The sequence below is a fragment of the Streptomyces sp. NPDC042346 genome, assembly GCF_055581845.1.
Window position 1 is genome coordinate 130,161 of record NZ_JBVJEH010000005.1, and the last position, 11,460, is coordinate 141,620.

Consider the following 11,460-nt stretch of genomic DNA (forward strand, 5'->3'; position numbering starts at 1 on the left):
ACCATGATGCGGCCTAACGCAACAACCAACACCTTGACGTTGCAATGGATTGAGAGTGAACGCGCCGTCGCCGCCACCCCGGCCGTTCAACCCCCGTGCGGAAACATCACCCGGGCTCACCAGTCAGCGTCTTGAACAGGTGCACGTCCGCGTGGCCTCCCGGGACGCCCGGTGTCCGACCGGTCTCGACGTAGCCGTGGCGCTGGTAGAAGCCGGGAGCCTGGAAGGTGAACGAGGAGACGGTCACGCGATCGCAACCGCGTCGCCGCGCCTCCGCCTCGGCTGCGTGCAGGATTCGGCCGCCCCAGCCGTCCTTGCGGCTGTCCTCGCGAACCCACAACAGGTCGATGCCGCACAGACCGCCCCACGTCCACGCGGTCAGCCCGCCGACCAGTTCACCCGTGTCATCCGCGACCTTGATGGAGATCGCTCCCCGCTCGCTCGCACCCGTGGCGGTCGTGTTGAAGGCGACCAACTCCTCGGTCAATCGGCCGGTGAGCCCGCTGTCTTGCTCGCCGATGGTCAGGGTCGGGCCGAAGCCTTGGTCAGTCGTCACGGCGCGGAGTATCCCAGTCCTGCCGGCTCCACAGCATGCGATTTCTCCGGCCCCAACCAGCGCTACCGGCCGCCGGCCTGCCATTTCGCCCACCAGACCACAGCCGTTGGCTGACGGCCCGCAACACCCGGCGCGGCGCGCGCTGAGCGGCCCGCTTCGGGCGGAGCCGGGAACGTGCGGGCTGCACGGTCCCGTCTGGTCGTACGGCGACGACTCCGTCGGCGTCCTGGTCGAACGCTCCCGTCTCGCCCCCGACGCCTTACCGGCCCCCGCGCGCGCCGTCGTCACGTACGCCCTCCCCTGATGCTGGGGCTCCGGCCACTCGCGCTCGCGTGACGTGTTCGCCGGTGAATCAGAGGCAGGTCCTCACCCCGCAGGGCGAGTTGCTTGACCGGTCCCGGAGCTCTGCAAGGATGCTGTGGTGCAGCACATGCCGGATGACCCGTCGCTCCTGCCCCCTCCGTGGTGGGTGCCCGACGGTGCCATGCACGACTTCGAGCGGGAACTGCATCGCGAGCTTCCCCCTGGGCACCCACTGTACGAAGCAGTGGTCACCGCTGCGGCGCGATGCGAAGGATGTGACGACGTCCTGTTCAGGGTCGCGAACCGGTCGTTCCCCTGGGCCGTGGTTCACCTGACGTGGACAGGTCGCGAAGAGGACGTGCCCTGGCCGATGACAACGCCTCTCGCAGGCTTGGCCGAGCTCCTCACCGAGTGGGCCGACCACGGCTGCAACGACACCGAGGCATCGTCTCCAGAAGCACGTTCGTAGCCAGATCGCGACGGACGCTGCAAGGGCGGTGCCGAGGAGGACGTAGCCGCTTCTGTCGTAGCGCGTCGCGACTGCCCGGGACTGCTTCAGGTGGTCGATCGCCCGCTGACGGTGTGGTCATCTCATCGGCCGGACAGGTCCTAGTCGTCCGAGCCGGTAGTCGTCGGTGGTACCTCGGCGACGAAGAAGAGGAAGACGGGGTTGGTCGACAGGTCGTGGAAGCCGTCGGGGAACAGCTCGCGGGCGGTCGGGTCGGGCTGGGGTTCGCTGATGGTGGTGACGCGGAATCCGGCGGTGGTGAAGGCCTCGGTCATCGCGTGCAGCGGCCTGCGCCAGAACTTCATCGGGACGGACCGGCCGTTGAACGCCCAGTCGAAGGTATAGCTGGTCGTCGCGAAGTAGTCGGGCCGGGGGTCCTGGAAGGTGTAGGCCACGACCGGGTGGTCCACCGAGGCGATCAGCCGGCCGCCGGGCCTGAGGACGCGTCGTATCTCGGCCAGGGTCGGCCCCCAGTCCTCCAGGTAGTGCAGCACCAGCGACGCCGTCACGTCGTCGAACGCGCCGTCGTCGAACGGCAGGCGGTCGTTCAGGTCGCCCAGGTGCAGGGCCACGTCGTCACCCAGCCGCCGCCTGGCCAGAGCCAGCATCGCGGCGCTGGCGTCGATGCCGGTGACGACCGCACCGCGCTCGCGCAGGGCCTCGGCCAGGGGGCCCGAGCCGCATCCGGCGTCCAGGATCCGGCGGCCGGACACGTCTCCGGCCAGCGCCGTCATCGCGGGCCGCTCGTAGTACGCGTTCACGAGACTGTGTTCGTTCTCCGCCGCGTACGCCTCGGCGAAACTGTCGTAGTCGTTCACCCGGGCCGGATCTGCGGACTGGGCGAAGCTCTCGGATACGTCGGCTACTTGGTCCATCGCCGCAGCCTAGTCCCGTACCCGTACCGGAGATGTCGAACGCCTCCTGTCAGGTCGGTGTTTCGGCGATGCGGTAGCCGACCCCGGGCGTCGTCGTGATCAGGGGCGGGCTGCCGAGTTTGCGGCGCAGGCGGCCGATGGTGACGGTCACGGTGTTGGTGAACGGGTCGGCGTTCTCGTCCCACACCTGTTCCAGGAGCTTCTCGGTACTGAGGAAGCCCGGGCCGGCCTGGAGGAGGGCCTCCAGGACGGCGAACTCCTTGACCGACAGGTCCAGCGGGCGGCCGTCGCGCAGGGCGGTGCGGCGTACCGGGTCGAGTTCGACGCCCGCGGCGCGCAGCGTACGGGCCCGGGCGGCCGGTCTGCGGCGGGCCAGGGCCCGGATGCGCAGGATCAGCTCGGGGAAGTGGAACGGCTTGGCGAGGTAGTCGTCCGCGCCCAGCGTGAGGCCGCTGACCCGGTCGCCGGGGGCTCCGGCCGCGGTCAGCATCAGGACCATCGGCCGGTCGTCCCGCTCGGTGACCATCTGGCAGAGCGTGTCGCCGTGGATGCCGGGCAGATCGCGGTCGAGGAGCACCACGTCGTACGCGTTCACGTCGAGTTTCGCGGCGGCGGCCAGGCCGTCGTACGCGAGGTCGACGGCCATTCCCTGGTCCCGCAGCCCTTCCGCGACGACCTCGGCGAGCGACCGCGCGTCTTCCACCACCAGAATCCTCATCGGGTCATCCTCGCGGACCGGTGGCCGCCGGCAGCGCTGCCGTGACGGACAGGCCGCCCTCCCGTCGGGCCCGGAGCGACAGGCGGCCCCCGTGCGCGGTGACGATCGCGGCGACGATCGACAACCCCAGGCCCGTACTCTCCTCCGATCCCGTACGGGCGGCCCCGAGCCGCTCGAACGGCCGGCCCAGCCGGTCGACCTCGTCCTGGTCCAGGAGGCGCCCGCCGCTCTCGACGACGAGGCGTGCCCCGGTGGCGTCGCGCGCGGTGGAGATCCGGATCCAGCCGCCCTCCTGGTTGTGCACGATCGCGTTGTCCAACAGGTTCTGCACCATCCGGGACAGCAGGACCGCGCTGCCGTGCGTCCAGGCGTCCGGCCGGATCGCGCTGTCGACGGTCAGGGTCCTCGCGGTGATGTCGGCGGCCCGGGCCGTCAGTGCCTCCTCGGCCAGTTCGCCGAGCGACAGGAGGGTCCGGTCGGTGAGGGCTTCGCCGTGCTGATGCTCTGCTCGGGCGAGGACGAGGAAGCCGTCGAGCAGGCGGTCCACCCGGTCCAGTTCGGTGCGCAGCCGACCGGCGAGCGCGAGGGTCTGCGCGGCGGGCTCCGGTTTGGCGACGGCGACGTCCAGGGACGCGCGCATCGTGGCCAAGGGGGTGCGCAGTTCGTGCGAGGCGTTGCCGACGAACCGCCGCTGGGCGACGAACGAGGCTTCGAGCCGCTCCAGGAGCCCGTCGACGGTGTCGGCGAGTTCCTTGACCTCGTCGGCGGGTCCGGCCACGGCGAGCCGCTGGTCCAGGCTCTCCGCGGTGATCCGGCGCGTCGCCGCCGTGATCAGCCGCAGCGGCCGCAGGACCCGGCCGGCCAGGAGGTGGCCGAGCAGGAGCGAGAGGCCCGCCGTCACCACCAGCGCGATGAGGGAGCCGACCACCAGCTGGTGGTCCTGCTGCTCGTGTACGGCGGAGAGCTGACCCTCCAGGTCCCGGATCCGCTGCTGGGCGGCGGGCAGGGTGGAGGGGCCGGTCGGGATCTGTTCGGGGGCGCGTGTGGTCACCTGGGTCCCGGACATGAGGTACGTGAGGGAGAGCAGCACCACGCCGGACACGAGGTACCCCGTGGCGTACAGGATGGTGAATCGCCGACGGACGGTCCCGCCCCGCAGCTTGACCATGGTCCTCTTCCCTTTCGTGACCGGTCTCCGGTATCCAGCATGCCCGTCCGGACCTAACAGGGAGGTGACAGGTGCGGTTCGGATGACGTTAGGGCCGGCTCCGTAGAACCGGAGTCATGCTTTCGACCAACGAACTACTCCAGCGGGAGTGGACCGGGTTCCGGCGTCCGGGACGGCTGATCGCGATGGCGGCCGCCGCTCTGGCCGTCGTCGTCCTGGGCCTGCTCTACGCGTCCGGCAACCACGCGTCCTGCGACGGCCCGTGCCCGGCCGAGCCGATCGGGCCGGACGGCTCCCTCGTCAACGACCAGTTCTCGTTCCTGCACCGCGACTTGGGGGCCGACGGCAGCATCACGGTCCGGATGACGTCCATGACGGGTACGATCACGTACCCGCCGCCGCACCACGACCAGATCGTCCCGGGCCTGGTGCCCTGGGCGAAGGCCGGGATCATCATCAAGGACGGTGTGCGCCCCGGATCCTCCTACGCGGCGCTGATGCTCACCGGCAGCCACGGCGTGCGGATGCAGTACGACTACCGCCATGACATCGCCGGCAGCGGCGAGAGCACCGGCAGTGGCGGGCCGGTCTCCGCCGGGGCGCCGCGCTGGCTGCGGCTCACCCGGTCCGGCGACACCGTCACCGGCTACGAGTCCGCCGACGGTACGCGGTGGGCGAAGGTCGGCACCGTACGACTGACCGGGCTGCCCGCGACCGTACAGGTCGGGCTCTTCGCCACCTCTCCCGGCGACCTGACGCTGCGAGCGGCCGGCCTGGGCGGGGCGACGGAACAGGTGCGCTGGACGCAGGCCGGCGGCACGTTCGACCACGTCGCCCTCCGGGGTGCGGCCACGGCCGGGGGTTGGACCGACGACGGCGTGGGGGAGCGGAACCGTACGGACTGGGAGAAGTACCACAAGGCGTCCGGGGCGGTGGAGAAGGACGGCACCATCACCGTCACCGGCACCGGTGACATCGGGCCGGCGGGTACCGAGGACGGCGCCCGCCCGGTGGAGCGCACCCTGGGGGGCCTGGCTCTGGCGCTGCTCGTCGTGCTCGTCGTCGCGGTGCGGTTCGGCACCACCGGGCGCCGCGACGCAGAGCGCGACGCAGAGCACGCCGCAGAGCACGCCTCCGGGACCGCGAGTGGCGCGTCGGTCGTCACGCGCCGCCGGCTGGCGGCCAAGGCGCTCGTCCTCGCGGCCGTCACGTTCGTCACGGGACTGCTCGCGACGGGCATCGCGATCCCGGTCGGCGCGACGATCCTGAAGGGCAACGGGATCCCCGTGCACGCGGTGTCCGCGCTCACCGGGGTGCGGGTCGTCGTCGCCACGGCCGCCGCCCTCGCCCTCGCCGCCGTGCTCGCCCTCGCACTCGGCTCCCTGCTGCGCCGCGCCTGGCTCGCGATCCTCGTCGCCGTCCTCACGATCGCGGTGCCGTACGTGGTGACCTCGGTCCCGCTGCTCGGCGACGACCTGGCGCGGTGGCTGCTGCGGGTCACGCCCGCCGCCGGCTTCGCCGCCCAGCAGACCCTCACCGAGTTCCCGCAGGTCGTGGCCCACTACGCGCCCTCCACCGGATACTTCCCGCTTCCGTGGTGGGCCGGGACGGCGGTGCTGTGTGCGTACGCGGTGACGCTTCTGGGCCTCGCCCTGAGCCGCCTGCCGCACGGCGAGGAACCGACCCGCCGACGCTGACCTGAGGGGCTCCTCTCCGAGGGGCCCCTCACCCTTCGTGAGCGGCGGAGGGGCGCGGCGGCGGTCCGGGCCGCGCCGGTATCTCCGAGGTGCTCGGAGCGTGAGGTGTGCCGATGATCGTCCGGAGTTCGGCGGCGGCCTCGGCCTGACGTGGGCTGTGGTGTTCGGTGAGGGTCAGCACGGCGGCGGTGACGGCGGCACGGGCTTCGAGGGGCCGGTCGAGGTGGCGCAGGACGCGTCCCAGGTCGAGTTGGATCGGTCCGGTCCAGGCGGGCATGTCGAGCCGCGTGAAGGTGCCCAGGGCCTGCCGCAGGGGTGGCTCCGCGTCGGGCCAGCGACCGAGGGCCGCGTAGTCGTCGCCGAGGTGGCGCAGGGCGACGGCCTGGTAGATGGCGAGCAGGTCGGGGGCCTGCCCGGGGATCCCCTCTTCGCAGATCGCCAGACTGCGACGGTGATGTGCGAGCGCCTCGCGCACGTCGCCGCGGCAACGGAGCGTCTCGCCGAGGGTGTTGAGGGTGCTCAGCAGGGCGAGCCTGCCCCCGGGCGAGGTGTTCTCGCGGTGGCAGACCTCCGAGTCGCGGAGCCAGGCGATGGCCTCGTCCGTCCGGCCGAGGCGGCGCAACGCGCCCGCTCCGTAACCCAGTGCCCAGCCCGTCTGCAGCAGATCACCGCAGGCGCGGGCCGCGTCGAGCGCGCCGAGAGCGGCCTCGAACGCGGCCCGGGGGTCGTGGGCACAGATGTTGTGGGCCCAGGCGAGGTAGTTGAGGTGGGTGGCCTCCTCGCGGGGGCTGCCGAGGGCGCGGGCCGCGTGGGCCGCGTACCGGAAGACGTCCACCCACTCCTGCCAGTGCTGGGTCCTGTCGGAGAACCAGTGCATCGCCTCGGCGGTGTCGACGACCCGGCGGTGCCATCCGGCGGCACCGGCGTGCGCGAGCGCCGCGAGCCACTGGGGCTGTTCGGCCTCCAGCCATGCCCGGGCGCGGGTGCGCCCGGCGGGGGCGGTCGACGGGTCGGGATCGCCCGTCGGCTCGTCGTGCCGCTCGGCGTCGAAGTGGAGGGCGGCCGCGGTCGCCCGGGAGAGCATCCACCGGGCAGTCCGGTCCACGGCCTCCCGCCGCGTCTCGGGGTCGTCCTCGGCGGCCAGGCGTTCGGCCGCGAACAGCCCCAACAGGTCGTGGAAGCCGTAGCGTTCGGCCGCCGGGTCCGCTTGGAGGAGCCCCTGGTCGCACAGCCCTTCCAGGTGGAGCCGTGTGTCGTCGAGCGGCGTTCCGGACAGGAGGGCGGCCGTCTCGGGGCTGAAGTCCGGACCCGCGGCGAGCGCGCTCCGCCGCAGCAGGAGCCGGGCGGCCGGATCGAGCTGCCGGTAGGACAGCGCGAAGGCGGCCCGTACCTTCAGGTCGCCGGCCTGGAGGGCGTCCAGTCGGCGTTCCTCGTCCTCCAGCAGGGCGGCCAGCCTGGCGAGGTGCTCCCGCGGGCGGGCGGCCAGGCGCTGCCCGGCGATCCGGACGGCCAGGGGCAGCCGCCCGCACAGATCGGCCAGATCCCGCGCGGCCTGCGCCTCCCGCGTCACCCGCTCGGAGCCCACGATCCGGGTCAGGAGCTCGACCGCTTCCTCGCGTCGCAGCAGGGGGAGCTCGACGCGGTGGACCGCCTCAAGGCCGGCCAGGGCGTGACGGCTCGTCACGACCGTGAGACCGGCGCCCGCGCTCGGCAGCAGCGGGCGTACCTGCTGCTCGTCCACGGCGTTGTCCAGCACCAGGAGCAGCCGGCGCCCGGCGACGAGCGAGCGCCACAGCCCCGAGCGGTCGGCGAGATCACGGGGCAGTGACCGCTCGGCCACACCGAGGGCGCGCAGGAGCCGGGCCAGGGCGTCGCCCGGACCGACCGGTCGCGGATCCATCCCGCGCAGGTCGAGCCAGAACTGCCCGTCGGGGAAGTCCGCGGCGAGCAGGTGCGCCGCGTGGACGGCGAACGCGGTCTTGCCGAGCCCGGGCGAGCCGGAGACGACCGCGACGGGCGGGTGGGCGGGATCCGCCGTCACGGCCAGGCTGCGCAGCGCCGCCACGTCCTGGTTCCGCGCGGTGAAGTCGGCGGCGTCCCTCGGAAGCGCCAGCAGTCCCGACAATGTCAGGTCGGTACGCGCGCGGGGGCGGGGCCGGCCGAGTGCGGCCGCCGATTCGAGGCGCGCCTCCTCGACGGTACCCAACTCCATCGCACGGGCCAGGGCCTGGACGGTACGGCGCTGCGGCCCACGGGTCCTGCCCCGCTCCAGGTCCGCCAGCGCCCGCACGCTCACCCCCGCGGCATGGGCGAGCCGCTCCTGGCTGAGCCCGGCACGGACACGCAGGGCGCGCAGGCACGCCCCGAACTCCTCGGGCTCCTCTGTGCGATTCATGACCCACCCCACGCGTGCGGCTCCGGATGGTCCGGCAGAAGTATCACGGGCCGCCATTCTGCCGGGTGTTCTGCCTGGTCACAGCCACCTCGCAGGAGGTGGACTCGACGTCGAAGTGTGCCTCGACGGCCCGCCGCGCGCAGCGGGCGGAGCCGCCCGAAGCCAAAGCCCCGACAGGAAAGGTGTGTTCCTTGCCGTTCGATGGACAACCCGCGTACGAGTCGCCCCCGGCGGCCGTGGCCGACCGCCGAAGGCGGATGCGCCGGAGCGCCGTGCTCGCGGGGGTGCTGGCGCTGCTCGCCGTACCGGCCGCCGCGCCCCCCGCCGTGTCCCCGCTCGCATCCCGGGCGGCGACGGCGTGGGCCGCCCCCGCCTCCTCGGCCTCCACCGTCCTGCCGCCTGCGGGACGGGGTGCGCCGGACGAGAGGAAGCCGCGTCCGGCTCGTGAAGCCTCGCCCCTGCCGGCGGGTCCGGTGTCCCAGTCCGGGCGTTCGGGCGGCTCGGTCCCCGCGCCCTACACCTCCTGGGGCCAAGTGCTGGACGTACAGCAGAAGATGAACGCGACGGCCGCGGCCCTCAAGTCGTCGCCGGGCCAGGGAACGAAGGGGTCGTTCGTCGACGTTACCGCCGGTCCTGACGACCGGCGGGTGGTCCTGTACTGGCACGGCGACCTGACGCCCGCGGCCGAGGCCGTCATCGCGGCGAGCACCGTACCCGTGGTCGTCAAGCCGGCAGGGCACACGGCGCAGGAACTGACGCGGGCGGCGGAGCGGGTGGTCAAGGCCGCGGAGACCGCGAAGGTCAGAATGGTGGACGTCACCCAGGTCAAGGGCGGCGGCGGTCTGCGGGCCTCGATCGAGGGCGGCGCGTCGGAAGCGGCCAGGCTGCGTACCGCCGTGGCGACCGCGGGCGTTCCCGTCGAGGTGGTTCCGGGTGCGGAGCCCCAGCTCGCGATGGCCGACCGGAGGGACGGCCAGTTCGCGGGCGGCGCGGCCATCAGCACGCCGATCTGCAGCACCGGGTTCGCGGTCGTGTACCGGGGCCAGGAGATGATGATGACCGCCGATCACTGCTTCCCCGGATGGGCCGAGACGGACGAACGATTCGGTCTCGACGAGCGCCTCGGAGTGGATTCGTTCAACCTGTTCGGTGAGCTGGCGTCACCGCGGGACACCGTGCGCGAGAGTACGACGCGCGTCGATGTGGCGACCATCCGGCCCAGGTCCAACAAGTGGGTCAACCCGGAGATCTGGGCGGGGAAGTCGTACAACGACCCCGCGGGTCAGAGCGTGGCCAGCGTGATCGGCGCGGAGGCTCCCCAGATCGGGAACTTCGTCTGCCAGTCAGGGGCTCGGTCGGGCACGAAGTGCAACCTGAAGGTCGTCAGTTCACAGCTGTACTACTGGACCGCCGAGAACCAGGGTGGTGTCCAGACCCGCTACAACCACGGGATGGTCGCCGAGCTGATGTCGGTCGGCACTTCGGTGTGGGCCGCCATGCGAGGGGACAGCGGCGGCCCGGTCGTCTTCGGAACGGAAGACCAGGTCAGACTCGGCACCAAGGTGCACGCGGCCGGGATCGTCTCCGCGAGCCACGGCGGTGTCAAGGCCTGCCCGAGCGGGCCGCTCGCAGGCGTGAAGGTGTGCACGAGCGCCTTCACCTTCGTGCCGATCGACCGGGCTCTGAACTACCTCGACGCAGGGATCCTGTACCAGGGTTTCAACGAAGTGGGGATGCCCGAGGAATTGACCAAGAAGTTCGAGGAGATCCCGGCCAGGGACCCCTTCGGGAACCCCCCGGCGAAGGACGAACTGAAGAAGCGCGAGCTCCACGAGGTCCACAACGAGATCGCCTCGGCCAATGGCACCGTCATCGGCTACGCGGAGGCGAACGGCGGATTCTTCGGCACGCACAGCGGATCCGACGCGAGGTCGCGATGGATCGCCCGGCAAGCGGCCAACGGAGGATGGAACTTCGTCAACGTCGCCGACCCGTACAAGGCCATGGGCGTATCGCCTGACGTCGGCCTCGACGTGGTGGAACTCACCGCCGGCTGGTTCCAGATCCGCCTCCCGGACGGGAACTGCGTCCACCTGGAGCCCGACGCCCCCGACGTGGGCGAGGTGATCGCGGCCGTCCAGAGCAGGCCGTGCGACAGCGGCGACATCGACCAGTGGCTGCACCTGGTCGCCTCCAGCACCGATCTGTCCCTGGAGATCCCGGCCGATTCCGTCTGGCACGCGCCGCCCGCCGCGGGCTCGCCCACGACTGCCCGGCTGGCCGTCATGCCGCTGGGCGACTCGATCACCCTGGGCGTGGGCAGTACCACCCGTACCGGATACCGCCCCGAACTCGCCGGTCGCCTGGCCGGCGCCGCGGGCAGCGTGGAGTTCGTCGGTTCCCAGGCGGATGCCGACGGCACGCGCCACGAAGGCCACTCGGGCTGGCGCATCGACCAGATCCAGGCCGACATCGAGACATGGCTGGCAGCGGCGAAACCGAACGTCGTCACGCTGCACATCGGCACCAACGACATGAACCGCGACCACATGGTGAGCACGGCCCCTGATCGCCTGGGCGCGCTGCTCGACCAGATCCACGCCGCGTCCCCGGACACCGCGATCGTGCTCGCCTCGCTCGTACCGGCCACCGACCCCGCCGTCCAGGCCCGGGTCGACGCGTACAACAAGGCGATTCCCGGGCTGGTCTCGGCGCGCACCGCCAAGGGGCGCCACATCGTCCAGGTCAGCATGGGTGAACTCACCACCGCTGACCTCAACGACAACCTCCATCCCAACAACGGCGGCTATACGAAGATGGCGGCGGCGTTCCACGGAGGAATCCAGACGCTGATCCGAAGGGGCTGGGTCAAGGAGAACGTCGTGGTCAACCCCGCGCCGCCGAAGCGCAAGGCGGGAATCGGCGACTACAACGTCGACATCAACGGCGACCGGCGGGCGGACTACCTGATCGTCGAGGCGAACGGTGCCACTCGTGCGTTCGTGAATACGGCGGATGCCGCCGGGAAGGTCAAGTTCACGGACAGCGGGTACATCGCGACGGGTTCGACGTCCTGGTCCGGCGACCAGGTGCGGTTCGCCGACATCAATGGTGATCTGCGCGCGGACTACCTGATCGTCGAGGCGAATGGTGCTACGCGTGCGTTCGTGAATACGGCGGATGCCGCCGGGAAGGTCAAGTTCACGGACAGCGGGTACATCGCGACGGGTTCGACGTCTT

At 71.6% G+C, this 11,460-nt stretch carries 8 protein-coding genes; 3 read left to right on the forward strand and 5 right to left on the reverse strand.

Translation table 11 applies throughout. The features are described 5' to 3' along the window. Positions 1–106: 106 nt before the first annotated feature. A complete protein-coding gene (locus tag ACZ6K0_RS22195) occupies positions 107–556 on the reverse strand; it encodes a GNAT family N-acetyltransferase (RefSeq protein ID WP_469229803.1) in 450 nt (149 codons plus the stop codon). A gap of 106 nt (positions 557–662) precedes the next feature. On the opposite strand from ACZ6K0_RS22195, the gene ACZ6K0_RS22200 reads away from it, so the two are divergent. Further along, complete coding sequence (locus ACZ6K0_RS22200) at positions 663–860, forward strand: hypothetical protein (RefSeq protein WP_469229805.1); 198 nt, start codon at positions 663–665, stop codon at positions 858–860. Between the two features lie 608 nt (positions 861–1,468). Here the strand turns inward: ACZ6K0_RS22200 and ACZ6K0_RS22205 are convergent. The 3 genes from ACZ6K0_RS22205 to ACZ6K0_RS22215 are packed head-to-tail and all read right to left on the reverse strand — an operon-like array spanning position 1,469 to position 4,128. Further along, complete coding sequence (locus tag ACZ6K0_RS22205) at positions 1,469–2,242, reverse strand: class I SAM-dependent methyltransferase (RefSeq protein WP_469229807.1); 774 nt, start codon at positions 2,240–2,242, stop codon at positions 1,469–1,471. A gap of 49 nt (positions 2,243–2,291) precedes the next feature. Further along, a complete protein-coding gene (locus tag ACZ6K0_RS22210) occupies positions 2,292–2,960 on the reverse strand; it encodes a response regulator transcription factor (protein ID WP_376403715.1) in 669 nt (222 codons plus the stop codon). A gap of 4 nt (positions 2,961–2,964) precedes the next feature. Further along, positions 2,965–4,128, reverse strand: coding sequence for a sensor histidine kinase (locus ACZ6K0_RS22215; protein ID WP_469229809.1), 1,164 nt, complete (start codon positions 4,126–4,128; stop codon positions 2,965–2,967). Between the two features lie 116 nt (positions 4,129–4,244). Between ACZ6K0_RS22215 and ACZ6K0_RS22220 the strand changes: the two genes are divergently transcribed. After that, positions 4,245–5,825, forward strand: a complete 1,581-nt coding sequence (locus tag ACZ6K0_RS22220) for a hypothetical protein (RefSeq protein WP_469229811.1) — start codon at positions 4,245–4,247, stop codon at positions 5,823–5,825. A 28-nt stretch (positions 5,826–5,853) separates the two neighbouring features. Here the strand turns inward: ACZ6K0_RS22220 and ACZ6K0_RS22225 are convergent, their stop codons facing one another. Then, positions 5,854–8,220 carry an ATP-binding protein gene (locus tag ACZ6K0_RS22225; protein ID WP_469229813.1) on the reverse strand — a complete coding sequence of 789 codons (2,367 nt, stop codon included), beginning with the start codon at positions 8,218–8,220 and terminating at the stop codon, positions 5,854–5,856. 191 nt (positions 8,221–8,411) lie between these two features. On the opposite strand from ACZ6K0_RS22225, the gene ACZ6K0_RS22230 reads away from it, so the two are divergent. Then, on the forward strand, positions 8,412–11,460 hold a 3,049-nt coding region (locus ACZ6K0_RS22230), incomplete at its 3' end, for a GDSL-type esterase/lipase family protein (protein WP_469229815.1).